This is a genomic window from uncultured Allobosea sp. (genome assembly GCF_945957345.1).
GTDB lineage: Bacteria > Pseudomonadota > Alphaproteobacteria > Rhizobiales > Beijerinckiaceae > Allobosea.
This window is the reverse complement of sequence record NZ_CAMFKW010000013.1, coordinates 25,594-51,686: the sequence shown is the minus strand read 5'-3', so window position 1 is coordinate 51,686 and position 26,093 is coordinate 25,594. Positions and strand designations below refer to the sequence as shown.

Below are 26,093 nucleotides of genomic sequence, written 5' to 3'. Positions count from 1 at the left end.
TTCGCGATCAGCCTCAGGCGGCGACGGCGGTCACGGCCAGCGCCCAGCGCTCCACCGCTTCCTCGTCCGGCGGCAATTCGAGCCAGTCATCGCCTGCGAATTCGCGCCAAGCCGGCATGAAGTCGCGGCGCACGGCTATCAGCAACGGCAGCCCCGCCAGCAGCGCACCCGCGATCTCCTGGCGCAACCCCTCGCCGATCGCCTCCTGCTTGCCGAAGCGGTTGACGATCACAAGATCGGCGCATCCGGCCAGGGCATCGGAGAAGGCGGCGGCCGCGGCGGCAAGACCGGCGGCATCGAGATGGCAGCCCGAAGCACCGGCGCCGAGATCCTGGCTGATCGGGAAACGCCGGCCGCTCGCGACATCCTCCAGCGACATCGCCATGCAGCGATCGTCGCAGGCCGGGTCGTTATGCTGGACCACCCCGCCGAGACGCAGGCCTCGCCGCTTCAGCCGGTCGACAAGTCCGTGCATGAAGGCATCGATCGCGAAGCCGCTCGTAAAGGGGATGGCTGCCAGCATGGTCATGCCGATTTTTCTCACGAACGCAGTCTTTTCACCAGAGCCGGCGATGCCGCGCCCCTGCAATCCTGCCGCAGAGATGCGGCGCGAGTGTTGCGCCGCACCTACAGTCGGCCGCGTCTGCGCCCGCTAGGGTGGCAAGCTGAGGCCCGTGACTCCCGCCGGAACGCATGATCCGAAACAACGCCAAAGCCCCGCTCGACCCGGCCACCGACGCCGCGCTGCTGTTGCGGCGCATCGGCTTCGGCACGCTGGCGCTCGTCCTGCCGCTGGCCGCGCTAGTGTCGCGCCGGGCCGCTGTCGTTCTGGTGCCGATCGGCATCGCCCTGCTGATCATCGCGACCCTGGTCGAAGAACCCCGCAAATTCGCGGCGACGCTGCGGGCGCTTCTCGTGAGCCGCCCCGGCCTGATCCTGATCGGGCTGATCGCCTGGGCCTATCTGTCGCTGGTCTGGAGCCCCTACCCGGCAGCGGCCGTCGAGAAAGCCAGCAACCTGATGCTCGCCGCCGTGCTCGGCTTCGTCGGGCTCTCCGCCCTGCCGGAACGGATGCGCTCCTCTAACCTCAACCTCGTCGCGCTCGGCACCGGCAGCGCCGGCATCTTCGCGCTCGGGCTGATCGCCGTCGCCGCTTTGCGCCATGCCGAGACGCCGCCCGGCGCGGTCGAACGCGGCGTCTCGATCATCCTGATCATGGCCTGGCCCGCGCTGGCCTGGCTGCTCTCGCGCGAGCGCGGCCTGAGCGCGCTCGGGCTGGCGCTTGTCGTGACGCTGCTGGCGCTCACCCGCTTCGAGGATGGCGAGACGATCGCGATGATCTTCGGCGCCGTCGCCTTCGGCGCGGTCACGGCCAATCCCGAGCGTGCGGCAAAGATCATCGCCGCGATCGTCGCCGGGCTGATGCTGTTCGCCCCTGTCCTGCCCTTCCTGATGGCACCACTCGTCGCGATCCTGCCCGACAGTGCCGACGACTTCGCGCAGATGCTCTCGATCTGGGCCGACGTGATCCGGCAATCGCCGATCGAGCTGATCACCGGGCATGGGCTCGATACCGTGCTGCGCGGCCAGATGAACGGCATGCTGCCCCAACCCGCCCCGGCAACGCTGCTGTTCGAGACCTGGTACGAGCTCGGGCTGGTCGGGGCTGCGGCCGGTGCGGCCTGCCTCTATTTCGCGATCCGCGCCGCCGGGCGCATGACCGGCGCGCTCGCCGCCGGCGGCGTCGCCGCCTTCACCACGGCCTTCGCGCTCAGCGTCTTCGGCTTCGCGCCGCTACTGCCCTGGTGGTTGATGACCCTGACCGCCGTGATGCTGCTCTTCGGCGCTATCGCCCGCGGCCAGTACAGGACGGATCGGCCCGCCGTGCCGCTGCCGACGCGCGCGCCCAACCATACGCGCCCCAAGGCCGGCCAACCGCCCGCTCCCTAGAGCCTGATCGCGGAATGCCGACGCTTGACGGGTCGGCATCTCGCGCGCTCTCGTGCCGCGGATCGGAATCGCCGCGGTAGAGGATTAGAGCGCCATGTCATTTGACGTCACCGCATTCGACGTCACCCTTGCCGATGTCCAGGCCGCTGCGGCGCGCATCGCCGGCAAGGTCCGCCGCACGCCGACCTATTACAGCGCGGGACTGTCCGCGCGGCTCGGCGTCGAGACCTGGGTGAAGGTCGAGAGCCTGCAGCTCGGCGGCTCTTTCAAGGTCCGCGGCTGCTACAACAAGCTGATGGGGCTGAGCGAAGCCGAGCTGAAGCGCGGCGTCGTCACCGTATCCGGCGGGAACCATGCGATCGCCGTTTCCCTCGTTGCGCGCGCGGTCGGCACGCGGGCGCTGGTACTGATGCCGAAGGCGACGCCGGCCCTGAACATTCAGTTGACCGAGCAGGCCGGCGGGCAGGTCGAGCTCTGCGAGGATTCCGTCGCAGCCTTCGCCAAAGCCGAGGACTACGCCGCTCAGGGCATGACCCCCATCCACGCCTATGACGACCCGGCGATCATCGCCGGCCACGGAACGCTCGGCCTCGAAATGGCGGCCGATGCCGGTGGGCGGCTCGACCATGTCTTCATCTCGGTCGGCGGGGGCGGCTTTTCGGCCGGGGTTGGCGCTGCCCTGAAAGGGCTCGATCCGGCCGTGCGCTTGCACGGTGTCGAGACCGAAGGTGCGACGACGATGACGCAGGCGCTGGCCGCCGGCGAGCCGGTCGCGATCCGCCCGACTTCGATCGCGCGCACGCTCGGCGCCCCCTTCGCGACGGAACGCACCATGGCGGCGGCGCGGCAGTTCCTCGAGGACATCATCGTGGTGCCCGACGCGGAAGCCGTCCGCGAACTCGTCTGGGTGCTCCAGAACGGGAGGGTGCTGCTGGAACCGGCAGCGGCTTGCGTCGTCGCCGCGGCCTTGGCGCGCAAGGACAGCTTTCGGCCCGACGAGAGGATCTGTCTCGTGCTCTGCGGCTCGAATGTCGCGCTCGAGGATATCGAGAGCTGGCGCAAGAGCTTCGGCGTCTGAGCCGACCCGGACAGCATTCGGAAACCGGCGATGAACGACCGCTCGATCCCGACGCTGCAGACGCAGCGCCTCGTGCTGCGCCCCATGGCGGAGGCCGATTTCCCAGCCTATGCCGATTTCCTAGCCTCGCCGCGTGCAGCTGGGCTCGGCGGTCCTTTGTCGCTGCGACAGGCCTGGGGCCTGTTCTGCCACGACATCGCTTGCTGGAACCTGTTCGGTCATGGTGCGCTGATTATCGACCGACGCGCGGACGGCACCTGCGTCGGCCAGGTCGGCATCAGCCATGGCCCGCTCTTTCCGGAGAAGGAGCTAGGCTGGCTGCTCTACGAGGGCCACGAAGGACAGGGCTACGCGACCGAAGCCGCCCGCTCCTTGCGCGACTGGGCCGCGCAAGCCCTGGGACTGAGGGAGCTGGTCAGCTATATCGCGCCGAACAACGCAAGCTCGGCTGCCCTGGCGGAACGGCTCGGCGCGGTTCGCGACCTTGTCGCCGACAGGCCCGATCCGAACGATCTGGTCTATCGGCATAAGCTCACTACCGCGCGTCGCTAGGTCATCGAAGCCGGATCAGTTGCTGTTGCGCGCCAGTCTGGCGTAGTGGCCACGCTTATGCGCGGAAGCGTAACGGCTGCGCTTGTAGCCGTACCAGGAAGCCTCGCGCACGCCGACATCGGCATGGACCAGGCCGTTCGAGTAGGAACCGACGCCACCGACGCTGGCGAGCGAGCGGGCAGCCGCCGCCGCCTTGCGCGGCGAGGTCGCCATCGGCCGGAAGTCGATCGCCTTGCCGCTGTAGTGCTGCGAGTGGCGGGCATGGCGGCCGCCGCAGGTCGAAGTGATCTGGATCGGGCCGATCTTGGCGACGAGTTCGGCAATCATCGCCTTCGTCTCGGGCTTGAGGCAGCCCAGTCCTTTGACCTGCGGCTGAAAGGAGATTTTCTCGGGGGTTACATCAGCCAGGGCGGCCATAGGCAAGAAACCGCACACAAACGCAAGCAACGACAAGCGACGCATCATCTACCAAACATGTCAGGGGAAACGGAAAAGATCAGGCCAGATAATCTCGATGGCCCGAGTGGATGCCGCCTCCGCTAATCGTCAAGCAAGGCCAAATCATGGCTACAGGTTTTCCAGGATATTTCATGACCGCCACCCTGATCGCTGATGGCCCTTGGTCACACCGCTTATGACCTAGTGATGAGCGATGGCGGGAACCGCGCCGAAGAAGCCGTGATCGAGCGCTGTCATCCCGCGCGCGCTGCGGCGCGAAATGCTGCTGCGCAGATGCGGGGCCGCGTGACGAGAAGGCGCCCCTACCCGCGCGCGACTGAGAAGGCGCCCTTTCCTGAAACGGCCCCGTGCCTGCGCAGGGGCATTCCATGCCGCAGCACGCACGGGATGACGCGGTGGATAGCGCCCGCCATTCCGGCAAGGCCCATCCCCTGCGCGTCACCGGCTTGGACAGGCGGGGCGCCGCTGGGCTAGCCTGCGCGACGGCACCCGCTTTCTGCGCGGTCGCCCCATACCATCTCAGAGGATACGATGCCCAAGACCGACATCATCGCGGCGCTGACCCCGGAAATCACCGCGATCCGCCGCGACATCCATCGCCACCCCGAGCTGATGTACGACGTCCACCGGACTGCCGGCCTCGTCGCCGATAAGCTCAAGGAATGGGGCGTCGACGAAGTCGCCACCGGCGTCGGCCAGACCGGCGTGGTCGGCGTGATCAAGGGCAAGGGCCAGGATTCCGGCCGCGTCATCGCCATGCGCGCCGACATGGACGCGCTGCCGATCCATGAGGAGACCAACCTCCCGCACCGCTCGACCGTGCCCGGCAAGATGCATGCCTGCGGCCATGACGGCCATACCGCGATGCTGCTCGGCGCCGCCAAGTACCTGACCGAGACCCGCGATTTCGACGGCACCGCCGTGCTGATCTTCCAGCCGGCCGAAGAAGGCGGCGCCGGCGCCAAGGCGATGATCGACGACGGCCTGATCACCCGCTTCGGCATCCAGGAAGTCTACGGCATGCACAACAAGCCGGGCGTGCCGGTCGGCAAGTTCGAGATCCGCAAGGGTCCCGCGATGGCAGCGGCCGACCAGCTCCACATCAAGATCGAGGGCCTCGGCGGCCATGCGGCCGCGCCGCATCGCGTCAACGACCCGATCGTGGCTTCCTGCGCGCTGGTAACCGCTCTTCAGACGGTCGCCTCGCGCAATGCCGATCCGCTCGACTCGATCGTCGTCTCGGTGACCGCGCTGAATGCCGGCGAGGCCTTCAACGTCATTCCGCAGACCGCGGAGATCAAGGGCTCGGTCCGCACGCTGACGCCGGAAACCCGCGATCTCGCGGAGAAGCGCATCGGCGAGATCGTCGAGGGCGTGATGAAGGCCTTCGGCATGAAGTACCAGCTCAACTATCGCCGCGGCTATCCGGTGACCTTCAACCATGCCGGCCAGACCGATTTCGCCACCAGCGTGACGAAGGAGGCCTTCGGCTCCGACGCAATCAACACCGAGGTGCCGCCGACCATGGGCTCGGAGGACTTCTCCTACATGCTGGAAGAACGCCCCGGCGCCTTCATCAATATCGGCAACGGTGACTCGGCGGGCCTGCACAACCCGGCCTACGAGTTCAACGATGCGGCGATCCCGGTGGGCGTGAACTACTGGGCGAGCCTCATCGAGATCGCCATGCCGCAGCGTGGCTGACGGCTAGGCGATGAGCGACATCGATTGTCTGGTGATCGGGGCCGGCGTCGTCGGCCTCGCTGTTGCCCGCGAGCTGGCGCTGGCCGGGCGCGAGGTCGTCATCGCCGAAGCTGCCGAGGGGATCGGCACTCAGACCTCGGCACGCAATTCCGAGGTCATCCATGCCGGAATCTATTATCCGCCCGGCTCGCTGAAGGCCCGCGTCTGCGTCGCGGGCCGCAGCAAACTCTACCGCTATCTCGCGGAGCGCGGCTTGCCGCACAAGGCTTGCGGCAAGCTGATCGTCGCCACCTCCGAGGCCCAGAAGCCGGCGCTGGAGACGATCATGGCCCGCGCCAAGGCATCCGGCGTGGACTCGCTGCGCTGGCTCTCCGGCGCCGAGGCGAAAGCTATGGAACCCGAGGTGCGCTGCGAGATCGCCCTGCTCTCCCCTGAGACCGGCGTGGTCGACAGCCATGCGCTGATGCTCTCGCTGCTCGGCGAATGCGAGGCGGCCGGCGGCTCGCTTGCGCTCAACACGCCGATCACCGGCTGGCGACGTGAGGCGGATGGCTTCAGCGTCGATTTCGGCGGCCAGGATCCGGCGACCTATAGCGTGCGGACCGTGGTCAATTCGGCTGGCCATGGTGCGCCGAAGCTGCTCGGCCTGCTCGATGAGTTTCCGGCCGCGCATGTGCCGGTGCAGCACTATGCCAAAGGCAACTACTTCGCTCTGACCGGCAAGCAGCCTTTCAGCCATCTCGTCTATCCGGTGCCGGAAGCGGCAGGCCTCGGCATCCACGCCACGATCGACATGGGCGGGCGGGTGAAATTCGGACCCGATGTCGAATGGGTCGAGAGCGATCAGGATCTGGTGGTCGATCCGGCGCGGGCGGAGAAATTCTACGCGGCGATCCGGACCTATTGGCCGGGCTTGGCGGATGGGGCGCTGGTCGCGGATTACGCGGGTATCCGACCGAAGCTGCACGGGCCGACCGAGCCGATGCCGGATTTCCGCATCGATGGGCCGGAGGTGCATGGGGGGGCGGGTCTGGTCAACCTGCTGGGTATCGAGAGCCCGGGGCTGACGAGTTCGCTGGCGATCGCGGAAATGGTGCGCGAGAAGCTCGCGGCGTGAAGGGTGTCTTCCCGCACGCGCTGCGGCACGAAGTGCTGCTGCGCAGATGCGGGACCGTCCTCAGGAAAAGGCGCCTTCTCGTCACGCGATCCCGTGTCTGCGCAGCAGCGTTACACGCCGCAGCGCGCACGGGATGACGCGTTTCCTTTCTCGCTGCCCTTAACTCCGCGCCTTCCCAAACGCGTCCTTCGCCTCGCGCGCCAAGGTCTCGATCCGCTTCCATTCACCCGCCGCGATCGCATCGGCCGGAACCAGCCAGGATCCACCGACGCAGATAACCTGCGGCAAAGCGAGATAGTCGCCGAGGTTCTTAAGCCCCACACCGCCTGTCGGGCAGAAGGTCATTTGCGGGAACGGGCCGGAGAGCGCCTTCAAGGCCGGCGGGCCGCCGGCCTGCTCGGCGGGGAAGAACTTCGCGGTGGTGCGGCCAGCGGCGACGGCACGCATGCAGTCAGAAGCCGTGGCAACGCCCGGCAACCAGGGCAGACCAGCCTTGCGCAGGGCCTCGTCGACGCTTTCACTGAAGCCAGGGCTGACCACGGCCTGCGCGCCGGCATCCTTGACTTGCTGGGCCTGGGCCGGCGTTACCACCGTACCAGCTACCGCCAAGGCCTTCGGCACCGATTTCGCGATGGCCGCGAGCGCTTCCATCGCAGCCGGGCGGCGCAGCGTGACCTCGACGACATCGATGCCGCCGGCGACCAGCGCATGGGCAAGATCGACGGCGCGCGAGGCATCCTCGATCACCACGACGGGGATCACGCCGCAGCTCTTCAACCGGGCAATCGCGGCAGTCTCGTCCATGGTCTCGTCTTTCAATCGATTTGAGCAGGAAATCCGGCTCTACTCCTTCGCCCAGTAGACGTCGAGCCCTCGCGCGCTGCCGAGCAGAAGGTCGACCGGCAGCGGCTTCTGCGTACGCTCTGGGGCGGCCTTGAGCACCGCTTCCTTGGCGGCGCCGGAGACGAGCAGGCTCGCCCAGCCAGCGCCGAGCAGGCGGGCTGGCGAAAGCGAGAGCCGCGGCGGCAGGCCCGGCGGGCGGGCGACGACGATGCCGCTATCGGGCACCGCGTTGAAGGTCGCCTCCGCCCCCGGGAAGAGCGAGGCGATATGGCCGTCCGCGCCCATGCCGCTGACGAGCAGGTCGATCTCAGGCAATTCGGCAAGCTTCGCACAGAGCAGCGCGGCAGCAGCCTCGATATCGCTACCGTGCTCGTGGAATGACAGGAAAGCGGCGCGCCCTGCCGCCAACGGCGCGAACTGCGCGCGGATCATGCGCTCGTTCGAAGCCGCGTCATCTGCCGCGACGAAACGCTCGTCGGTCGGCAGCAGCGTGACCTGCTCCCAGGCCAGATCGTGCCGCCCGAGCGCGGCGAGGAAGCCGGCCGGGGTCGTGCCGCCGGGCACGGCGAGAAGCGCCCTGCCCTGCCCGGCGAGCAAGTCCTTCAACCGGACTGCGACCGCTTCCGCCAGCGCCTCGGAGGCGTCGGCCAGCGTGGCGAAGCGGTGCCAGGCGAGCGGGCCGGCCATCAGACCAGATCCGGATCGGCCCAGGAGCGGCCGTCGCGCTCGATCAGACCGATCGCCTGCGACGGGCCCCAGGAGCCGGCGGCGTAGCGATGCGGATGCGGATAGTAATCCTGCCAGCCGGCGATGATCGGGTCGACCCAGGTCCAGGCCTGCTCGACCTCGTCGCGATGCATGAACAGCGTCTGGTCGCCGCGGATCACGTCTGTCAGGAGACGCTCATAGGCGTCCGGCGTGCGTTCGTCGAAGGCAGTGGAATAGCGCAGATCGAGCTGGCGCGGCACGATCTTGAGCCGGCCGGAGCCCGGGACCTTCATCATCAGCTGGAGTTGCACGCCATCGTTCGGCTGCAGGCGGATGAAGAGGCGGTTGGCGTCCAGCCTGTCGCCGCCGCCATTGCCGAAGATCGAGTGCGGCACCGGCTTGAAGGTGACGGCGATCTCGGAATAGCGCTGCGCCATGCGCTTGCCGGTGCGCAGGTAGATCGGCACGCCGGCCCAGCGCCAGTTGTCGACCTCGCAGCGGATGGCGACGAAGGTCTCGGTGTTCGAGCCGTGGCCGAGTTCCTCGGCATAACCGCGCACACGCTGACCATCGATCTGCCCCGGTCCGTACTGGCCGCGAACCGTATAGCGCTGGACATCCGGCCCGACGATGGGCCTGAGCGCCTTCAGCACCTTGATCTTCTCTTCACGGACGGCGCCGGCCTCCAGCATGTTCGGCGGCTCGATGGCGAAGAGGGTGAGCAATTGCATCAGATGGTTCTGGACCATGTCGCGCATATGCCCGGACTTGTCGTAATAGCCGGCGCGCTGTTCCAGCCCAACCGTCTCGGCCACCGTGATCTGGACGTGGTCGATGTCGCGGCTCGACCATGAGCGCTCGAACAATGTGTTGGCGAAGCGCAGGACGAGCAGGTTCTGCACCGTCTCCTTGCCGAGATAATGGTCGATCCGGTAGGTGCGGCTTTCCGGCAGGATGCGCGCGACGGCGTCATTGATCGCCCGAGCCGAAGCGAGATCGCGGCCGAGCGGCTTCTCCAGGATGACGCGCGAGGTCGGCGTCAGGATATCGGCCTTGGCGAGGTTCTCGCAGATCGGGATGAAGAGGTCGGGCGGGGTCGAGAGATAGAAGGAGCGGACGCGCTCGCTGTCGCCCAGCGCCTTCTTCAAAGCCTTGTAGGTCTCGGGCTTCACGGCATCGAGCATCACCATAGTCAGGCGGCGCAGGAACGGCTCGACCTGATCCTTCGGGATCCCCTCCTCGTCGAGGCGCTTGGCGATCTGCTTCGGCAGGCCCTCGACATCCTCTTCCTTGCGGACGACCGCAAGGATACGGCTCTCCTCGGGCAGGACGCCCTCGCGATTGCGCTGTGCCAACGCCGGGAAGAGTTTGCGCAGGGCGAGATCGCCGCCCGCACCAAAGATCACGAGATCGAAAGGCGGGACCGGCGTCCGCTCGGGAATGGTCTCGGGCCGAAGCGCGTTGTCCACGGTGGCGTCCATAGGTCCTGTAACTCCGTCAGGCGGTGCCGGTTCGCCAGATCGCCGTGCGTCCTATCGGACGCCAAGTGGCGATCTAGCCTTGGCTCTAGCATCAGATGTTTCCGAAAAGTGGTACCCACTTTTCGGTCCGATGCCTTAGCCGGCGCAAAACCTTGCTGACTGGCCATGATCCGAGCCGGACACGAAGCAGTTAACGCAAGGCCGCGACCAGAGTGAGACGGATTTGCCGCGCTGCAAAGAGGGCGTGGCGCAAGGCCGCTGCCCTCGTGGTTCAGCCCGCGCGCCGAAAGCCTGCGCTCGCAGTCAGCAATTGCTGGGCATAGGCCGTCTGCGGCTGGCGCGCCGCCAGGGTCTCGACCGTCATTTCCTCGACGGCGCGGCCGAACTGCATGACCAGAAGGCGCTCGCACATATGGCCGACGACCGAGAGGTCGTGACTGACGAGGATATAGGTCAGCTTGCGCTCCTGCCGGAGCGCCGCGAGCAGATTCAGCACCTCTGCCTGGATCGAGACGTCGAGAGCGGAGGTCGGCTCGTCCAGCAGCAGGATCGAGGGTTCGAGCACCAGCGCACGCGCGATCGCGACACGCTGGCGCTGGCCGCCCGAGAGCTGGTGCGGATAGCGGAAGCGGAACGAGGCCGGCAGGCCGACATCGGAGAGCGCCTTGCCGATGCGGGCCTCGGCATTGTCGAGGCCATGGATCGCAAGCGGCTCGGCCAGCGTGTCGTCGACCGTCTTCTTCGGGTGCAGCGAGCCATAGGGGTCCTGGAAGACCATCTGGACGTTGCGATAGAAGGCCTTGTCGCGGACCTTGGGCTGCACGGCGCCCTCGATCGTGACATTGCCGCTCCATTCCCGGTTGAGGCCGGAGAGCACGCGCAGCACGGTCGACTTGCCCGAACCGGACTCGCCGACGAGGCCGTAGCTCTCGCCCTTGCGGACGTCGAAGGAGAGGTCCTTCACGACATGGGAGTCGCCGAAAGAGACGTTGAGCTTGTCGACGGAGATCGCTGTTTTCGTCATGCCAGCCACGCCGGGTCACGGTTGAGGGTGGCGAGCTTCGCCCGGGGATGGTCGAGGTCCGGCAGGCATTCGAGCAGACCGAGCGTATAGGGATGGCGGCGGCTGCGCGCCGCCGGGTCCGCCAGCTCGGCCGCCGGCAGCGTCTCCATGACCTTGCCGCCATACATCACGATGACGCGGTCGCAGAAGGACTGCACCAGATGCAGGTCGTGGCTGATGAAGATCAGCCCCATGCCGCGCTCGGTGACGAGATCATCGAGGATCTTGAGGATCTGGAGCTGGACGGTGACGTCCAGCGCCGAGGTCGGCTCATCGGCGATCAGCACCTCCGGCTCGGCGATCAGCATCATCGCGATCATGACGCGCTGGCCCATGCCGCCCGAAACCTCGTGCGGATAGAGGTCGTAGACGCGGGCGGGCTCGCGGATCTGCACCTGCTCCAGCATGGCGAGGCTGCGCTCGCGCGCCTCGCGAGGGCCGGCCTTGCGGTGGATGCGATAGGCCTCCGCGATCTGGCTGCCCACGGTCTCGACCGGGTTCAGCGAGAATTTCGGGTCCTGCATCACCATGGAGATGTGGCGGCCGCGCAGCTTGCGCCTCGCGCCCTTGTCCATGGCCGTCAGGTCCTGGCCGCGGAAGCGCATGCGGTCGGCGCTGACGATGCCGGGATGCGGAATCAGGTCGAGGATGGCGCGTCCGGTCATCGACTTGCCGGAACCGGACTCGCCGACGATGCCGAGCCGCTCGCGGCCGAGCGTGAAGGAGAGGCCGCGCACGGCCCGCACGATGCCGGTCGGCGTGTGGAAATCGACCTTGAGATTGTCGATCTCGAGAAGAGGCTGCTCGCTCGTCATCGGCTTACCTCGCATCCATGACGTCGCGGAGCCCGTCGCCGAGCAGGTTGAAGCCGAGCGCGACGATGCAGATAGCGATGCCGGGGAAGGTCGCGACCCACCACTGGTCGAAAATCTGCTCGCGGCCGGCCGAGATCATCGCGCCCCATTCCGGCATTGGCGGCTGCGCGCCGAGGCCGAGGAAGCCGAGGCCGGCGGCCGTCAGGATGATGCCGGCCATGTCGAAGGTGGTGCGCACGATCAGCGAGGACATGCACATCGGCACGACGTGCTTCCAGATGATGCGCGCCTGCGAGGCGCCCTGCAGGCGCATCGCGGCAATATAGTCCTGGTTGCGGATCACCATCGTCTCGGCGCGAGCGACGCGGGCATAGGGCGGCCAGGTCGTGATCGCGATGGCGATGATGGCGTTGACGATGCCGGGGCCGAGCGCCGCGACGAAGGCCAGCGCCAGCACGAGGCGCGGGAAGGCCAGGAAGACATCGGTGATGCGCATCAGCAGACGGTCGACCCAGCCGCCGTAATAGCCGGAGATCGCGCCTATCAGCAGGCCGAAGGGACCGACGGTGACGACGACCAGCAGCACGATGACCAGCGTGATCCGCGTGCCGTAGACGATGCGGCTGAAGATGTCGCGGCCGAGCGCATCCGTGCCGAACCAGTTGGTCGCGGATGGCGGCAGGAGACGCTTGTCGAGCGCCTGGGCGATCGGGTCGAAGGGCGCGATCAGGGGGGCGAAGGCCGCGATCAGCAGCAGCAGGACGATGATGACGAGGCCCGCCACCGCCATCGGGTTGCGCTTGAAGGCGAGCCATTGCCGATAAAGCTGGCCGAGACGGGCCTGACGACGCGACTCAGGTGAGTCGCTGATCAGCCAGGCATGCAGGCCAGTGGAGGAGGTATCGCTCATGGGTCCGCCTCCTCAGCGCACGCGCGGATCGGCCAGCCGGCCGATGATGTCGGTCAGCAGGTTGACCGCGATGAAAACGACGCCGACCACCAGCGTGCCGCCGAGCACCGCGTTCATGTCGGCATTGAGCAGCGCGTTGGTGAGATAGCGGCCGAGGCCCGGCCAGGCGAAGATCGTCTCGGTCAGCACCGAACCCTCCAGCAGATGCATGTAGGAGAGCGCGATCACGGTGAAGAGCGGCACGGCGGCATTGCGCAGCGCATGGCGCCAGATCACGGCGGTCTCGGAGACGCCCTTCACGCGGGCGGCGATGACATATTGCTGCTGCAGCTCGGTGATCATGAAGCTGCGCGTCATGCGGCTGATATAGGCGACGGAAAGCAGGCCGAGCACCAAAGCCGGCAGGATCAGATGCGAGAAAGCGTCCCAGAACGCCTCCCATTCGCCCTCAAGCGCGGCGTCGATCATGATGACGCCGGTGCGCGTGGTCACGATGTCCTGCCAGACGACCGAGATGCGGCCCGGGCCGGAGACCCAGCCGAGCTTGGCGTAGAACAGCAGGAGCGCCATCAGGCCGATCCAGAAGACCGGGACGGAATAGCCGACGAGGCCGACGACGCGGGCGACCTGATCCTGCCAGCGGCCCTGGTTGACGGCGGCGAGAATGCCGAGCGGCACGCCGATGAGGACGCCGATCAGCGTGCCGAGCGTGGCGAGCTCCAGCGTCGCCGGGAAGACGCGCTTGATGTCCTCGACGACCGGGTTCGAGGTCAGCACGGAGGTGCCGAGATTCCCGGTGAAGACCTTGCCGATATAGATGGCGAATTGCTGCCAGAGCGGCTTGTCGAGACCGAGCTCGATGCGCGCCGCCTCATAGGTCTCGGGCTTGGCGTTGTCGCCGACGACGGCGAGCACCGGGTCGATCGGGATGACGCGGGCGATGAAGAAGGTGACCAGCAGCAGGCCGAACATGGTGATGACCACGGTCGTCAGCTCGCGCGAAAGCGCGCGGCCCCAACGGCCGAGCCTTCCCGGCGAAGCCGCCTTGCCCGTGGGAGCTTGCGTCACGGCTGTCATGACCCGCCTCCGTTTCTCGTGTCTTTCGTCGGAGCGCCGGACGCGGTCGCAGACGGTTCACGTCGCGCCAGAATCCAAGCCTTGTCCGGGATGGGCATGAAAGGAAGCCCGCCGCGACCTTTCGGGATCGCGGCGGGCTTCCTGAGCCAGGAGGCTCAGTTCTTGACGATGGTGGCGTAGCGGTTGGTGTCGGAGCTCGGTCCGATAACCCAGCCGTTGACGTTCTTGCGCTCGGCCGAGACCTCGATCTGCTGGAACATGATCACGAAGGGCGAGACCTTCTGGTGATCGCGCTGCAGGGCCTCATAGGTGGTCTTGCGCTTGTTGGCGTCGGATTCGAGCACGGCGCCCTGCGTGATCTTGGTCATGTCCGGGATGTCCCAGGCATTGCGCCACGCCAGCGTCTTCGACTTCGCGTCCTCGCCATTGTCCTCGTTGATCGCGAAGGTCTCGGCATTGGTGTGCGGGTCGAGATAGTCCGGGCCCCACTGGCCGATATAGATGTCGTGGGTGCGGGCGCGGTACTTGGTCAGGGTCTGCTTGCCGTCGCCGGGGATGATCTCCAGCTTGACGCCGGCCTGGGCCCAGGTCGCCTGGATCGCCTGCGCGATGTCGGTGATCGGCGCGACCGAGCGGGTATCCATGGTCACGGTGAAGCCGTTGGCCAGGCCGGCCTTGGCGAGCAGCTCCTTCGCCTTGGCGACATTGAGCGCATAGGGCTTGTCCGTGATCGCGCCGAGGAAGCCCTGCGGCAGGAAGGCCTCGTGGCCCTTGTAGGTGCCCTCGAGAATGTTCTTCTCGATCGAGCCGTAATCGACCAGAAGCTTCAGCGCCTCGCGAACCTCGGGCTTGGCCAGGTTCGGGTTCTTCTGGTTCAGGCCGAGATAGAGGATGTAGCCCTTGTCGCCCTGGACGATCTTGATCGCGTCGTTCTTCTTGACGGCCTCGAGCTGGTCCTTGGAGAGGTTGCGGGCGATGTCGACATCGCCCTTCTCGACGAGGAGGCGCTGCGAGGCCGGCTCGGCGACATGGCGGACGACGATGCGCTTGCTCTTCGGCGCGCCCTTGTACCAGTTCTCGTTAGCGTCGAGCGTGTACTGCTCGTTCGGGCGATAGCTGCGGACCTTGTAGGCGCCCGAGCCGGCCGAGTTCAGCTTGAGCCAGCCATTGCCCCAGTCGCCGTCCTTCTCATTGGCCTTGACCAGCTTGGAGTCGACGATCGCGGCGACACCCGAAGTCAGGCAGTTATAGAAGAAGGTCGGGGCGTAGGGCTTCGAGACGGTGATCTGGACGGTGTTCTCGTCAACCGCCTTGACCTTGTCGAGCACGTTCTCGGCGACGAAGCCGAACTGGCGCAGGATGAAGCCCGGCGACTTGTTGAGGGTGACGGCGCGCTGGAAGGAATAGACCACGTCGGCCGCGGTCAGCGGGTTGCCGGAGTGGAACTTGACGCCCTTGCGCAGCTTGAAGGTGTAGGTCAGGCCGTCAGCGCCGACGCTCCAGCTCTCGGCGAGATCCGGGACCAGCGCGTTGTTGTTGGCGATATCGACGTTGATCAGCTTGTCATAGACGTTCGCGCCGACCTCGACGCCGGAAAATTCGAAGGCCTCGGCCGGATCGAGCGTGATGATGTCGTCGATCTGCTTGGCCATCACGACCGTGTCCTTCGGCGTCTGCGCGAAGGCGGCGGTCGTCGACATCAGGGCCGCAAAGGCCGAAACCGCCATCAACTTGGCTACGTGACGCATCGATTTCCCCATTGTTGGTGTTTCGCGGACGCTAACCGCCCGTTGGGCGCTATCTGCAACCACTCGGCCTTGGCTGTCCAGTCGACCAATGGCCATCGAAAGGGCTGAGCGGGGCATTTTGCACATCTCTTGAGCAACGATGCCGGGCCGAGGCGCCATTGCGGCCATGCTGGCGCCTTGCGCATGCCGGCCGCCTCGCTAACCTGACGTTGCAGGCAGCCATCGCCTGGGATTAGGGGGCGAAACTTGGCCATCATCGCCGCACTGAATCACGTCACGCATTATCGCTACGACCGGCCGGTCACGCTGGGACCGCAGATCATAAGGCTGCGCCCCGCGCCTCATTGCCGGGCCGGGATCGAGAGCTATTCGCTGAAGGTGACGCCGGCGCAGCATTTCGTGAACTGGCAGCAGGACCCGGCCGGCAACTGGCTGGCGCGCTATGTCTTTCCCGAGCCCGTGACGGAATTCCGGATCGAGGTCGACGTCGTCACCGAATTGTCTGTGATCAATCCCTTCGATTTCTTCGTGGAAGCACAGGCGGAGACTTTCCCCTTCGCCTATACGCAGGAGCAGACCGAGGAGCTCGCGCCTTATCTCGTGGCCGAGCCGGCCGGGCCATTGCTCTCCGCCTTCCTCGCCGAACTGCCGCACGAGCCGGTCAACACGGTCAATTTCATCGTCGACCTCAATGCCCGCCTGCAGCAGCGCATCGCCTATGGCATCCGCATGGAGCCCGGCGTGCAGGAGCCGGAGCATACGCTCTCGGTCGGCTCCGGCTCCTGCCGCGACACGAGCTGGCTGCTGGTTCAGGCGCTCCGGCATCTCGGCCTCGCGGCGCGCTTCGTCTCCGGCTATCTGATCCAGATGAAGGCGGATATCGATCCGCTGGAAGGCCCGCGCGGGACGGACAAGGACTTCACCGACCTGCATGCCTGGGCCGAGGTCTATATCCCCGGCGCCGGCTGGGTCGGGCTCGACCCGACCTCGGGCCTGCTCACCGGCGAAGGCCATCTGCCGCTGGCGGCGACGGCGCATTACCGCGCGGCCGCGCCGGTCTCAGGGATGGCGAGCTATGCCGAGACGACATTCGACTTCCAGATGAGCGTAACGCGCGTGCATGAGGTGCCGCGCATCACCCTGCCCTTCTCCGATGCCTCCTGGGCCGAACTTGATGCGCTCGGCGACAAGGTCGAAACCGATCTCAAGGGGCAGGATGTCCGCCTGACGATGGGCGGCGAGCCGACCTTCGTCTCGATCGACGACCAGACCGGCGAGGAATGGAACATCGCCGCCGTCGGGCCGACCAAACGCCAGCGCGCCGACTCGCTGATCCGGCGTCTGCGCCAGCGCTTCGCGCCGGGCGGGATGCTGCATTACGGCCAGGGCAAATGGTATCCGGGCGAAACCCTGCCGCGCTGGGCCTTTGCCTTGTATTGGCGCCGCGACGGCGAGCCGATCTGGCGCAATGCCGACCTCATCGCCCGCGAGCCCGGCGCGCAGACCGGCGGCGACCGCGAACTGGAGGTGAGCGCGACCATCCGCGACGCGGAGGCCCTGGCGCAGGGGCTGTCGGAAAAACTCGGGCTCGGCGCCGATTACGTGATGCCGGCCTATGAGGATACCGGTGTCTGGCTGCTCAAGGAGGCGCAGCTTCCCGACAATGTCGATCCACTGGATTCGCGGCTATCCGACCCGGAGGAACGCTCGCGGATGGCGCGGGTCTTCGAGCTCGGCCTGGGCAATCCGCGCGGCTATGTCATCCCCGTGCAGCGCTGGCAGGCGGGCGCGAGCGACCGGCGCTGGCGTTCGGAAAAATGGAAGCTGCGCCGCGGCAAGCTCTTCCTCGTGCCGGGCGATTCGCCGGTCGGCTACCGCTTGCCGTTGGGCTCGCTGCCGGTCGTGCCCAAGGCCGAGTACCCGCATATCCACCCGCAGGACCCAATGGAGCCGCGTCCGCCGCTGGCGGCCGGAGGGCCGGCCGGAGCGAGCTGGACCGATCATCCCGAAACCCGACCAGCGGAGCCGACTTCCACGGAGGAGCGGCCCGGCCCGGCGCAGATGAGCCTCGGGACGTCCGCCGCGTCAGGTCCGGTTCAGGACCGGCGCGAGCAGGAGATCGGCGGCGATCACGTCCGCACGGCGCTGAGCCTCGAAATCCGCGACAACGTGCTCTGCATCTTCCTGCCGCCGGTCGAGCGGCTGGAGGATTATCTCGACCTCGTCGCCTCGGTCGAGGCGGTGGCGGAGGAGCTCGGCCAGCCCGTGCATATCGAGGGCTATGCGCCGCCTTTCGACCCGCGGCTCGACGTTATCAAGGTCACGCCCGATCCCGGCGTGATCGAGGTCAATATCCACCCGGCGACGGACTGGCACGAGGCGGCGGCGATCACGCAGGGCGTCTATGAGGAAGCGCGGCTGGCGCGGCTCTGCGCCGAGAAGTTCATGGTCGACGGCCGCCACACGGGCACGGGCGGCGGCAACCACGTCGTGCTCGGCGGCGTGACGCCGGCCGACTCACCTTTTCTCCGCAGGCCGGACCTGCTGAAGAGCATCATCCTCTACTGGAACCGGCATCCGTCGCTCTCCTACCTGTTCTCAGGCCTGTTCATCGGCCCGACCAGCCAGGCGCCGCGCATCGACGAAGCCCGGCAGGACGGGCTCTACGAGCTGGAGATAGCGCTGGCTCAGGTGCCGAAGCCCGGCGAGGCGCCGATCCCGCTCTGGCTGGTCGACCGGCTGTTTCGCAACCTGCTGGTCGACGTCTCCGGCAACACGCACCGTACCGAGATCTGCATCGACAAGCTCTATTCGCCGGACGGACCGACCGGCCGGCTCGGGCTGGTGGAGTTCCGCGGCTTCGAGATGCCGCCGGACGCGCGGATGTCGCTCGCCCAGCAATTGCTGTTGCGGGCGCTGATCGCCTGGTTCTGGCGCGAGCCGCTGGACGGCAAGCTGGTCCGGTGGGGCACCGCCCTGCATGATCGCTTCATGCTGCCGGAGATGGTCTGGCAGGATTTCAAGGACGTGCTCGGCGATCTCCAGAGTGCCGGCTATGCCTTCGATCCCGTCTGGTTCGAGGCGCAGGCCGAGTTCCGCTTCCCCTTCTTCGGCAAGGTCGCGCATGGCGGCGTCGAGATCGAGATCAGGCAGGCGCTGGAACCCTGGCATGTCATGGGCGAGGAAGGCGCGATCGGCGGCACGGTGCGCTATGTCGATTCCTCGATCGAGCGCCTGCAGGTCAAGGCGGCCGGATTGGTGCCGGGCCGCCATCTCGTCACCTGCAACGGAAGGCGCCTGCCGATGACCGCGACCGGCACGTCCGGCGAGGCCGTCGCGGCGGTGCGCTTCAAGGCCTGGCAGCCGGCATCGGGCCTGCATCCGACGATCCCCGTGCACGCGCCTCTGACCTTCGACATCGTCGATCTCTGGTCAGGCCGCTCGCTCGGTGGTTGCGTCTACCATGTCGCCCATCCCGGAGGTCGCAATTACGAAACACCGCCGGTCAATTCCTACGAGGCGGAGGCAAGACGGCTCGCGCGTTTCGAGGCGATCGGTCATAGTCCCGGGCCTCTGGCGATTCCGCTGGAGGAACGCAGCGCCGAATTCCCGCTCACGCTGGACCTGAGGCGCCCGACAGGGATTTGACGAGCGAATGCCGGTGCAGGGCCGCATCCGATCGGGACGCAGCAAGGCCGAGCGGCGCGCGTCGCTGCTCGCCGGCTATCGCCCGCTGCCCGGCGTCTTCGACGAGTTCATCGATGAGAACGGCAACGTGCGCCCACATTGGGAGCCGTTCCTCTCGGCCTGGTGCGCGCTGTCGCCCGCCGAACTCAATCAGCGTTTCGGGCTCGCCGACCGGCATGTCCGCGACACCGGCGTCTCCTATCGCGTCCATGGCGATATCGACGAACGCGATCCCGGCGTCGGCGAACGGGCCTGGCCCTTGTCGCATGTGCCGCTCGTCATCCCCGAGGCGGAATGGCAGGTTATCGCTGCCGGCGTGACGCAGCGCGCCGAGCTGCTCTCGACCGTGCTCGACGACATCTATGGACCGGGCGAGCTGATCGCGGAGGGCCATCTGCCCGCCGCCGTCGTCACCGGCAGCCCCGACTACCTGCGCCCGCTGCACGGCATCGCCGGCGGCGGCACGTTGCAGCTGTATGCAGCCGATCTCGGCCGCGGCCCGGACGGGCGCTGGTGGGTGCTGCAGGATCGGACACAAGCCCCCTCCGGCACCGGCTATGCGCTGGAGAACCGGCTGGCGCTGGCGCGCGCCTTCCCCGACATGTTCCGCAACATGAATATCGAGCGGCTGGCGGCCTTCTTCCAGGGCTTCCGGGCCGGGCTGGTCGCCCGCTCGAAGCGCGTCGAGCCGCGCATCGCCCTGCTGACGCCCGGCTCGCTCAACGAGAGCTATTTCGAGCAGGCCTATCTCGCGCGCTATCTCGGCTTCCTGCTGGTTGAAGGCGGCGACCTCCTGATGCGCGACGGCCGGGTGCATGTACGCACCATTGCCGGCCTGAAGCGCGCCGACGTGATCTGGCGGCGCATCGACGGTGATTTCGCCGATCCGCTGGAGCTCAATTCCGGCTCGGCGCTCGGCGTCGCCGGGCTGGTCGAGGCCGTCCGGCAGGGCCAGGTTCATGTCGCCAACGGGCTCGGCTCCGGCGTCGTCGAGGCGCGCGCCCTGATGGGCTTCCTGCCAGCGCTCGCGCGACAGGTCCTCGGCCAGGACCTGATCCTGCCGAATATCGCGACCTGGTGGTGCGGCCAGCCGCAGGAACGCCAGGCCGTGCTCGAGCGGCTCGGCGAGATGAGCATCGCGCCGGCCTTCCGCAGCGCCGGCAACGGGCTCGACAGGACCCAGATCGTGGCCGGCGAACTGCCGGAAACGGAGCGCGCAGCCTTGCGCGAACGCATCGAGGCGCGTGGCATGGATTATGTCGGGCAGGAGGTCGTCCGGCTCTCGACCATGCCCGTCTTCCAGAACGGCCGGCTCGAGCCTCACCCGATGACGCTGCGCGTCTTCGCCGCCGCAACCCCCGAAGGCTGGAAGGTGATGCCCGGCGGCTTCTGCCGCATCTCGGACGAGCCGGATGCCCGGGCGGTCAGCATGCGCAACGGCGTGCGCTCCAGCGATGTCTGGGTGACATCGGAGGAGCCGGTCGCGCAGGTCAGCCTGCTGCCGACGCCGGACCGGATCAGCATCCGCCGCGTCACCGGCACCTTGCCGAGCCGCGCCGCCGACAACCTGTTCTGGCTCGGGCGCTATCTGGAGCGCGGCGAGGCGATCCTGCGGCTGGTTCGTGCCCTGCTCGGCCGCCTGATCGATCCGGACCCGGCGCCGGGACGCAACGATACCGTGCGCCAGCTCGCCGGCATGCTCGTCGCCTGGGGCGCCGCGCCTGGCGGGCAGGAGAAGCGGACGCCGGCAGCGCAGGCCTATGCCGCGCTCTACAGCCTCGACGATTACGGCTCGGCTGCCGCCTCGCTGCGCGAGGCGCGGCGCACCGCTTCGGTCATCCGCGAGCGCCTCTCCGTCGATGCCTGGCGCCTGTTCGGCGACCTGCAGCACCAGCTCGATCCCGAAGAAGGCCGCAAGCCGAGCGAGGGCGAGGCCTATGAGATCGCCGACCGCGCGCTGAAATCGCTCGCGGCCTTCTCCGGCCTCGGCCAGGAGAACATGGTGCGCGGCAATGGCTGGCGCTTCCTCGATATCGGCCGGCGGCTGGAACGCGGCATCGCAACCTGCCGCTTTGCCCGGCAATTCGCCGACAGCAACGCCTCCGGCGACATGCTCGACGCGCTGCTCGACCTGACGGATTCGCAGATCACCTATCGCTCGCGCTACCTGCTGGGCGCCAGCCTGCAGCCGGTGCTCGATCTTGTGATGCTCGACCCCTACAACCCGCGCTCCGTCGCCTTCCAGGTCGAGCGCCTGGACACCGAAATCGCCAACCTGCCGACACTTGCCGATGACGGCATGCTGGAGGCGCCGCGCCGGCTGGTGCTGCGTCTCGCAGCCGATTGCCGGACGATGGAAGCGAGCCGCCTCGACCGCACCAGCATCCTGCTGTTCGAGCAATTGCTCATGGGCCTCTCCGCGGCCATCGCCGATCGCTATTTCCTGCAGAACAGCGGCCCCGAAGGCTCGCGGATGACGAGCATCGCGTGATCTACGAGCTGCGCCACGTCACGACCTACGGCTATAGCCGACCGGTGCCCTTTTCGCGCTGCATCCTGCGTCTGCTGCCGCGCGACGGCAGCGGCCAGCGCGTGCTGAAGAGCGAATTGCTGATCACGCCCCGCCCGGCCGAGCGCAATGACGGCATCTGCTTCTTCGGCAACCATATGACCACGATCACGATCACCAAGCCGCATCGCGAGCTGAAGCTCGAGATGCGGGCCCGGATCGAGGTCGACCGGCCGCCGCCGCCCCATGCCGGGCTGACGCGGAACTGGGAGGATGTCGCGGCGCTGGCGCTCGATTCCAAAAGCCTCGCGCCGGATTCGCCCGCGCATCATCTCTATCCCAGCCGGCTCGTGCCGCAGGTTCCGGCCGTGGTCGACTATGCGCGGACGAGCTTCGACGCGGGGCGGCCGGTGCTGGAGGCGGCCTGCGAGCTGATGGCCCGGATCAGACGGGATTTCGTCTACGATCCCGAGGCAACGGAGGTGACGACGCCGCTGGCGGAGGCCTTCGAGCAGCGCCACGGCGTCTGCCAGGATTTCGCGCATATCATGATCGCCGGCTTGCGCGGCCTCGGCCTGCCTGCGGCCTATGTCTCCGGCTATATCCGCACCATCCCCCCACCGGGCCAGAAACGGCTCGAAGGCGCCGATGCCAGCCATGCCTGGGCGATGCTGTGGTGCGGGCCGGAGATTGGCTGGGTCGGGCTCGACCCGACCAACGACCTGATCGTCGCGGACGATCATATCGTCACCGCCTTTGGCCGCGACTATGCCGATGTCGCCCCGCTCGACGGCGTGGTCATCGGGCCGGGCACGCAGAAGGTCGGCGTCGCCGTGGACGTGGTGCCGGTCGGCTAAGCCGTCAGGCGGCGAGCGCGGCGCAAGCCTTCGCACAGGCCCGGCAGGCGGCGACGCAGGATTCCATGTCGCCGACCCGTGCGCAGTCGGTTGCGCAGGCCTCGCAGACCTCGGCGCATTCCTTGGCCATGTGACGGCCATGGACGGAATCCATCAGCAGCAGATGCGCCGTGGTCCGGCAGATTTCGGCGCAGGCGGCCATCACGCGCAGATGGTCCGGCTCGGCATGAGAGCCGCCCACCTTCAGGCAATGGGTCATCGCCATGCCGTGGCAGTGCTTGTAGCAGTCGAGCGCGAGGTCGGCTGCGTTGCGCGTCTTCGGGTCAAGATGGTGCATGGCGCGGCTCCGATCGGGAGGGGTCTCCCGATCAACCGCCGCGACAGGCGCCCTGTTCCGCGGATCAGGCCAGCGTGTAGGCCGTCTTGACCGTGGTGTAGAACTCCTTGGCGTAGGCGCCCTGCTCGCGCGGGCCATAGCTGGAGCCCTTCCGGCCTCCGAACGGGACGTGATAGTCGACGCCCGCCGTCGGCAGGTTAACCATCACCATGCCGGCCTCGCTGTTGCGCTTGAAATGCGTCGCGTATTTCAGAGAGGTGGTGCAGATGCCGGAGGAGAGGCCGAACTCGGTGTCGTTGGCGACGGCGAGCGCCTCGTCATAGTCCTTGACGCGGACGATGTTGGCGACCGGGCCGAAGACCTCCTCGCGCGAGATGCGCATGGCGTTGGTGGTCTCGGTGAAGAGAGCCGGGGCGAGATAGAAGCCGGGGGTGTCGCGCTTCAGCAGCTCGCCGCCGAAGACCAGCTTGCCGCCCTCGTCCTTGGCGATCTGGATGTATTTCAGGTCCTGGTCGAGCTGGCTCTGGTCGACGACTGGGCCGATATGGGTGCCGGCTTTCAGCGCATCGTCGACGACGACGCTCTTGAGGCGCTCGATGCAGGCCTCGACGAACTTGTCGTGGATGCCGGCCTGGACGATCAGGCGCGAGGAGGCCGTGCAGCGCTGCCCGGTCGAGAAGAAGGCGCCGTTGACGGCGACCTCGACGGCGACCTTCAGATCGGCATCGTCGAGCACGACGAGCGGGTTCTTGCCGCCCATCTCGAGCTGGACCTTCTTCATCGGACTTCCGGCGATGCAGGCCGCAGCGACCTTGCGGCCTGTCCCGACCGAGCCGGTGAAGGAGATGGCGGAGACGTCCTTGTGCTCCAGCAGCGCCTGGCCGACGACCGAGCCGCGACCCATGACCAAGTTGAGGGCACCCTTGGGCAGGCCGGCGCGCTGGAGGATATCGACCAGCGCCCAGGCCGAGCCCGGCACGAGATCGGCAGGCTTGAGGACGACGCAATTGCCCCAGGCCAGCGCCGGCGCGATCTTCCAGGCCGGGATCGCGATCGGGAAGTTCCAGGGCGTGATCATGCCGACGATGCCGACCGCCTCGCGGGTGATCTCGACGCCGACGCCGGGGCGCACCGACGGGATCATCTCGCCGCCGAGGCGCAGGCATTCACCGGCGAAGAAAGCGAAGACTTGGCCGGCGCGGGTCGCCTCGCCGATGCCCTCGGCCAGCGTCTTGCCCTCTTCGCGCGAGAGCAGGCGGCCGAGCTCGTCCTTGCGGGCGAGAATCTCGTCGGACGCCTTCTTCAGGATGTCGTAGCGCTCCTGCGGGGTGGAGCGGCTCCAGGCCGGGAAGGCGGCCTTGGCAGCCGCGACCGCGTTGTTCAGGTCCTCGACCGAGCCTTGGGTGTACTCGCCGACCACATCATTCGTGTTGGAGGGGTTGATGTTGCGCGAAGCGTTAGCGCCGCCGGCCCATTCGCCGGCGATCAGGTTCTTGAAGGGCGCGTTCATCTCGTTCTCCCACGACACAGGTTCGTGGATCGGGTGTTAGCGCCTTTGGTCTAGGAAGGCCAATACCCTTTGGGCAGCCGACTAGCCGCTGGCCGCATCACGCGCCATGAGCGCAAGGTGCCGATCACTTCTCCTTGATGGAGAGTCCGTTCTTGCCGACCGAGATCTCGACCCCATCCGGCTGCTTCTTCTCCTGGTAGAGCGAATAGCCGGTCACGGCGAGGGCAGCAACAAGCACAAGAACAAGCACGGCCAGAAGATTACGCGAAACGAGCATAAGAGATTCCCGATGAGGCGGCAGCGCCGCAGGCTCCATCGCAACGCGAGCCGGGCCGCGCTGTTCCGCCACGCGCTGCGGGAACGTTGCCGCCCGGGCAGCGTTTGCATGGCGCGCAGGCCGGTTCCATGCGAGGGTGGTCATGAGACGATCGCACCCGCAGGAGGTTGCCATGCCCGACACCGAGCTGCAGGAGCGCATCTGGACCGCGCTGGCCTCCCACCCGGTCTACATGGTCTCCATTGTCGCCGATGGCGACATCAAGACAAGGCCGATGTCCGGCCATATCGACCGCGACCACCATCGCCTGCTCTTCATCACGCACCGCCATACCGGCATCATCGGCGCGGCTCTGCGCTCGCCCTCCGTCAATCTGGCGATCAGCCATGAGGACCGCAATTTCTACGCCGCGATCTCCTGCTCGGCTTCCGAGATTCCGAGCCGCGAGACGCTACGCGACGTCTGGACGCCGATGGCCAGCGCCTGGTTCCCGAACGGACCCGACGACCCGGACGCGACCCTGCTGGCGCTGACGCCAACCTCCGCCGAGATCTGGGACGGCCCGTCGAGCAGCGTGCTCGTCGCCTTCAAGCTGGCGACCGCCAAGATTCTCGGCCGTACGCCCGATCTCGGCGTCAACGCCACCATCGACATGCGTTGAGCCCGGTCAAGCCGGATCGGAAGCCGCCATCCTGCGGCCGAGCCAAGCCGTCGCGACGCTCGACCAGACCATCCCGAGACACCAGCCGCCGAGAACGTCCGTCGGCCAGTGCACGCCGAGATAGATGCGGCTGAGGCCGATCAGGCCGGTCAAGATCACGGCCATCACCATGCAGAAGCGAGCGATGTCGGTCCGGCGCGTAGCCAGGCCGACGAAGCTGGCAATGGTCAGCAGTGTCGCGGCCGAGAGGAAGGCATGGCCGCTCGGGAAGCTCGCGGTGAAGGTCAGGGCCGCATGCTCGACGATATCGGGTCGTTGCCTGGCGATCGCGATCTTCAGGACGGTGCTCGCCAGGAAGGCGGCGACGAGGCTGACGACCAGCCCGATCGCGAGATGGCGGTAGCCGCAGAGCCAGAGCGCCAGCGTCGCCGTCAGCGCCATGAAGAACAGGCCGACGAAGCTGCCCAGCGCCGTCATGTCGCGCACGGCTTCGTGGAACCAGGCCGGCCCGAGCGGAACCGCGGGGTTGGCCGCATCGCGGAACAGCATGATCAGCGTGGTATCGACGGAAAAGCTGTGCCCGGAGACGATCAGCAGTGCGAGCCCGAGGAAGATCAGGGCGGCGACAGCGGGAACCAGGATGCGAGGCTGAGGCAAGGAGCGCGGTCTCCGAGGGCTGTCGGACGGAAGATTAACCGGCGGCGGCCGATGTCGAACAGGCGGCTTGTGCCGCGCATGCCAGAGAGCTTC

The 26,093-nt window shown here is 67.2% G+C and carries 23 protein-coding genes; 9 read left to right on the top strand and 14 right to left on the bottom strand.

Annotated features, from left to right (window positions below; all coding sequences use genetic code 11):
* Window positions 1–13: 13 nt before the first annotated feature.
* The gene (locus Q0Q36_RS08845) at window positions 14–529 is read right to left on the bottom strand and encodes a DUF2478 domain-containing protein (protein WP_293797427.1); all 516 of its coding nucleotides are present in this window, start codon (window positions 527–529) and stop codon (window positions 14–16) included.
* A 164-nt stretch (window positions 530–693) separates the two neighbouring features.
* Here Q0Q36_RS08845 and Q0Q36_RS08840 point away from each other — a divergent pair, with 164 nt between their 5' ends.
* From Q0Q36_RS08840 to Q0Q36_RS08830, 3 genes are all read left to right on the top strand, one after another.
* On the top strand, window positions 694–1,950 hold the full coding sequence (locus tag Q0Q36_RS08840) for a peptide ABC transporter permease (RefSeq protein ID WP_293797425.1): 1,257 nt from the start codon (window positions 694–696) through the stop codon (window positions 1,948–1,950).
* 94 nt (window positions 1,951–2,044) lie between these two features.
* Entirely contained in the window at window positions 2,045–3,028 is a 984-nt protein-coding gene (locus Q0Q36_RS08835; protein ID WP_293797423.1) for a threonine/serine dehydratase, read from the top strand.
* A gap of 30 nt (window positions 3,029–3,058) precedes the next feature.
* A complete protein-coding gene (locus Q0Q36_RS08830; protein ID WP_293797421.1) occupies window positions 3,059–3,580 on the top strand; it encodes a GNAT family N-acetyltransferase in 522 nt (173 codons plus the stop codon).
* A gap of 15 nt (window positions 3,581–3,595) precedes the next feature.
* On the opposite strand, the gene Q0Q36_RS08825 is transcribed toward Q0Q36_RS08830, so the two are convergent.
* Window positions 3,596–3,997, bottom strand: a complete 402-nt coding sequence (locus Q0Q36_RS08825) for a DUF882 domain-containing protein (protein ID WP_293797419.1) — start codon at window positions 3,995–3,997, stop codon at window positions 3,596–3,598.
* A 573-nt stretch (window positions 3,998–4,570) separates the two neighbouring features.
* Here Q0Q36_RS08825 and Q0Q36_RS08820 point away from each other — a divergent pair.
* Window positions 4,571–5,743, top strand: coding sequence for a M20 aminoacylase family protein (locus tag Q0Q36_RS08820; protein ID WP_293797416.1), 1,173 nt, complete (start codon window positions 4,571–4,573; stop codon window positions 5,741–5,743).
* A gap of 10 nt (window positions 5,744–5,753) precedes the next feature.
* Window positions 5,754–6,860 carry an NAD(P)/FAD-dependent oxidoreductase gene (locus Q0Q36_RS08815; RefSeq protein WP_293797415.1) on the top strand — a complete coding sequence of 369 codons (1,107 nt, stop codon included), beginning with the start codon at window positions 5,754–5,756 and terminating at the stop codon, window positions 6,858–6,860.
* A gap of 159 nt (window positions 6,861–7,019) precedes the next feature.
* Here the strand turns inward: Q0Q36_RS08815 and eda are convergent, their stop codons facing one another.
* The 8 genes from eda to Q0Q36_RS08775 form a co-directional block, all read right to left on the bottom strand.
* Entirely contained in the window at window positions 7,020–7,664 is a 645-nt protein-coding gene (gene eda / locus Q0Q36_RS08810; protein ID WP_293797414.1) for a bifunctional 4-hydroxy-2-oxoglutarate aldolase/2-dehydro-3-deoxy-phosphogluconate aldolase, read from the bottom strand.
* 39 nt (window positions 7,665–7,703) lie between these two features.
* Window positions 7,704–8,390 carry a 6-phosphogluconolactonase gene (locus tag Q0Q36_RS08805; protein WP_293797412.1) on the bottom strand — a complete coding sequence of 229 codons (687 nt, stop codon included), beginning with the start codon at window positions 8,388–8,390 and terminating at the stop codon, window positions 7,704–7,706.
* Window positions 8,390–9,892: a glucose-6-phosphate dehydrogenase gene (zwf, locus tag Q0Q36_RS08800; protein ID WP_293797411.1), complete on the bottom strand. Its 1,503-nt coding sequence runs from the start codon at window positions 9,890–9,892 to the stop codon at window positions 8,390–8,392. The genes Q0Q36_RS08805 and zwf overlap by 1 nt, the downstream gene beginning before the upstream one ends.
* 271 nt (window positions 9,893–10,163) lie before the next feature.
* Window positions 10,164–10,916, bottom strand: coding sequence for an ABC transporter ATP-binding protein (locus tag Q0Q36_RS08795; RefSeq protein WP_293797410.1), 753 nt, complete (start codon window positions 10,914–10,916; stop codon window positions 10,164–10,166).
* On the bottom strand, window positions 10,913–11,770 hold the full coding sequence (locus Q0Q36_RS08790; RefSeq protein ID WP_293797408.1) for an ABC transporter ATP-binding protein: 858 nt from the start codon (window positions 11,768–11,770) through the stop codon (window positions 10,913–10,915). Before Q0Q36_RS08790 ends, Q0Q36_RS08795 begins: the two co-directional genes overlap by 4 nt.
* A 4-nt stretch (window positions 11,771–11,774) precedes the next feature.
* On the bottom strand, window positions 11,775–12,680 hold the full coding sequence (nikC, locus tag Q0Q36_RS08785; RefSeq protein ID WP_293797406.1) for a nickel transporter permease: 906 nt from the start codon (window positions 12,678–12,680) through the stop codon (window positions 11,775–11,777).
* Between the two features lie 12 nt (window positions 12,681–12,692).
* Window positions 12,693–13,757 (bottom strand): ABC transporter permease, encoded by a 1,065-nt coding sequence (locus Q0Q36_RS08780; RefSeq protein ID WP_293797404.1) that lies wholly within the window; start codon window positions 13,755–13,757, stop codon window positions 12,693–12,695.
* A gap of 155 nt (window positions 13,758–13,912) precedes the next feature.
* On the bottom strand, window positions 13,913–15,517 hold the full coding sequence (locus Q0Q36_RS08775) for an ABC transporter substrate-binding protein (protein ID WP_293797401.1): 1,605 nt from the start codon (window positions 15,515–15,517) through the stop codon (window positions 13,913–13,915).
* 234 nt (window positions 15,518–15,751) lie between these two features.
* On the opposite strand from Q0Q36_RS08775, the gene Q0Q36_RS08770 reads away from it, so the two are divergent.
* The 3 genes from Q0Q36_RS08770 to Q0Q36_RS08760 are packed head-to-tail and all read left to right on the top strand — an operon-like array spanning window position 15,752 to window position 22,558.
* Window positions 15,752–19,153, top strand: coding sequence for a DUF2126 domain-containing protein (locus Q0Q36_RS08770; RefSeq protein ID WP_293797399.1), 3,402 nt, complete (start codon window positions 15,752–15,754; stop codon window positions 19,151–19,153).
* A 7-nt stretch (window positions 19,154–19,160) separates the two neighbouring features.
* Window positions 19,161–21,683, top strand: a complete 2,523-nt coding sequence (locus tag Q0Q36_RS08765; RefSeq protein WP_293797396.1) for a circularly permuted type 2 ATP-grasp protein — start codon at window positions 19,161–19,163, stop codon at window positions 21,681–21,683.
* Entirely contained in the window at window positions 21,680–22,558 is an 879-nt protein-coding gene (locus Q0Q36_RS08760; RefSeq protein WP_293797393.1) for a transglutaminase family protein, read from the top strand. Before Q0Q36_RS08765 ends, Q0Q36_RS08760 begins: the two co-directional genes overlap by 4 nt.
* Before the next feature lie 4 nt (window positions 22,559–22,562).
* On the opposite strand, the gene Q0Q36_RS08755 is transcribed toward Q0Q36_RS08760, so the two are convergent.
* The 3 genes from Q0Q36_RS08755 to Q0Q36_RS08745 form a co-directional block, all read right to left on the bottom strand.
* Complete coding sequence (locus Q0Q36_RS08755) at window positions 22,563–22,895, bottom strand: four-helix bundle copper-binding protein (RefSeq protein ID WP_293797392.1); 333 nt, start codon at window positions 22,893–22,895, stop codon at window positions 22,563–22,565.
* Between the two features lie 64 nt (window positions 22,896–22,959).
* On the bottom strand, window positions 22,960–24,405 hold the full coding sequence (locus tag Q0Q36_RS08750) for an aldehyde dehydrogenase family protein (protein ID WP_293797390.1): 1,446 nt from the start codon (window positions 24,403–24,405) through the stop codon (window positions 22,960–22,962).
* 124 nt (window positions 24,406–24,529) lie between these two features.
* Window positions 24,530–24,826, bottom strand: a complete 297-nt coding sequence (locus tag Q0Q36_RS08745) for a hypothetical protein (protein WP_293797387.1) — start codon at window positions 24,824–24,826, stop codon at window positions 24,530–24,532.
* A gap of 28 nt (window positions 24,827–24,854) precedes the next feature.
* On the opposite strand from Q0Q36_RS08745, the gene Q0Q36_RS08740 reads away from it, so the two are divergent.
* Window positions 24,855–25,343: a pyridoxamine 5'-phosphate oxidase family protein gene (locus Q0Q36_RS08740; RefSeq protein WP_293797385.1), complete on the top strand. Its 489-nt coding sequence runs from the start codon at window positions 24,855–24,857 to the stop codon at window positions 25,341–25,343.
* 6 nt (window positions 25,344–25,349) lie between these two features.
* On the opposite strand, the gene Q0Q36_RS08735 is transcribed toward Q0Q36_RS08740, so the two are convergent.
* The gene (locus Q0Q36_RS08735; protein ID WP_293797384.1) at window positions 25,350–26,000 is read right to left on the bottom strand and encodes a phosphatase PAP2 family protein; all 651 of its coding nucleotides are present in this window, start codon (window positions 25,998–26,000) and stop codon (window positions 25,350–25,352) included.
* Between the last annotated feature and the right edge of the window lie 93 nt (window positions 26,001–26,093).

Bases quoted from the DNA above. Each gene is read 5' to 3' on its own strand.
- Q0Q36_RS08845 (WP_293797427.1), bottom strand. From the start codon at position 529: ATGACCATGCTGGCAGCCATCCCCTTTACGAGCGGCTTCGCGATCGAT.
- Q0Q36_RS08840 (WP_293797425.1), top strand. From the start codon at position 694: ATGATCCGAAACAACGCCAAAGCCCCGCTCGACCCGGCCACCGACGCC.
- Q0Q36_RS08835 (WP_293797423.1), top strand. From the start codon at position 2,045: ATGTCATTTGACGTCACCGCATTCGACGTCACCCTTGCCGATGTCCAG.
- Q0Q36_RS08830 (WP_293797421.1), top strand. From the start codon at position 3,059: ATGAACGACCGCTCGATCCCGACGCTGCAGACGCAGCGCCTCGTGCTG.
- Q0Q36_RS08825 (WP_293797419.1), bottom strand. From the start codon at position 3,997: ATGGCCGCCCTGGCTGATGTAACCCCCGAGAAAATCTCCTTTCAGCCG.
- Q0Q36_RS08820 (WP_293797416.1), top strand. From the start codon at position 4,571: ATGCCCAAGACCGACATCATCGCGGCGCTGACCCCGGAAATCACCGCG.
- Q0Q36_RS08815 (WP_293797415.1), top strand. From the start codon at position 5,754: ATGAGCGACATCGATTGTCTGGTGATCGGGGCCGGCGTCGTCGGCCTC.
- eda (WP_293797414.1), bottom strand. From the start codon at position 7,664: ATGGACGAGACTGCCGCGATTGCCCGGTTGAAGAGCTGCGGCGTGATC.
- Q0Q36_RS08805 (WP_293797412.1), bottom strand. From the start codon at position 8,390: ATGGCCGGCCCGCTCGCCTGGCACCGCTTCGCCACGCTGGCCGACGCC.
- zwf (WP_293797411.1), bottom strand. From the start codon at position 9,892: ATGGACGCCACCGTGGACAACGCGCTTCGGCCCGAGACCATTCCCGAG.
- Q0Q36_RS08795 (WP_293797410.1), bottom strand. From the start codon at position 10,916: ATGACGAAAACAGCGATCTCCGTCGACAAGCTCAACGTCTCTTTCGGC.
- Q0Q36_RS08790 (WP_293797408.1), bottom strand. From the start codon at position 11,770: ATGACGAGCGAGCAGCCTCTTCTCGAGATCGACAATCTCAAGGTCGAT.
- nikC (WP_293797406.1), bottom strand. From the start codon at position 12,680: ATGAGCGATACCTCCTCCACTGGCCTGCATGCCTGGCTGATCAGCGAC.
- Q0Q36_RS08780 (WP_293797404.1), bottom strand. From the start codon at position 13,757: ATGACAGCCGTGACGCAAGCTCCCACGGGCAAGGCGGCTTCGCCGGGA.
- Q0Q36_RS08775 (WP_293797401.1), bottom strand. From the start codon at position 15,517: ATGGGGAAATCGATGCGTCACGTAGCCAAGTTGATGGCGGTTTCGGCC.
- Q0Q36_RS08765 (WP_293797396.1), top strand. From the start codon at position 19,161: ATGCCGGTGCAGGGCCGCATCCGATCGGGACGCAGCAAGGCCGAGCGG.
- Q0Q36_RS08755 (WP_293797392.1), bottom strand. From the start codon at position 22,895: ATGCACCATCTTGACCCGAAGACGCGCAACGCAGCCGACCTCGCGCTC.
- Q0Q36_RS08750 (WP_293797390.1), bottom strand. From the start codon at position 24,405: ATGAACGCGCCCTTCAAGAACCTGATCGCCGGCGAATGGGCCGGCGGC.
- Q0Q36_RS08745 (WP_293797387.1), bottom strand. From the start codon at position 24,826: ATGACCACCCTCGCATGGAACCGGCCTGCGCGCCATGCAAACGCTGCC.
- Q0Q36_RS08740 (WP_293797385.1), top strand. From the start codon at position 24,855: ATGCCCGACACCGAGCTGCAGGAGCGCATCTGGACCGCGCTGGCCTCC.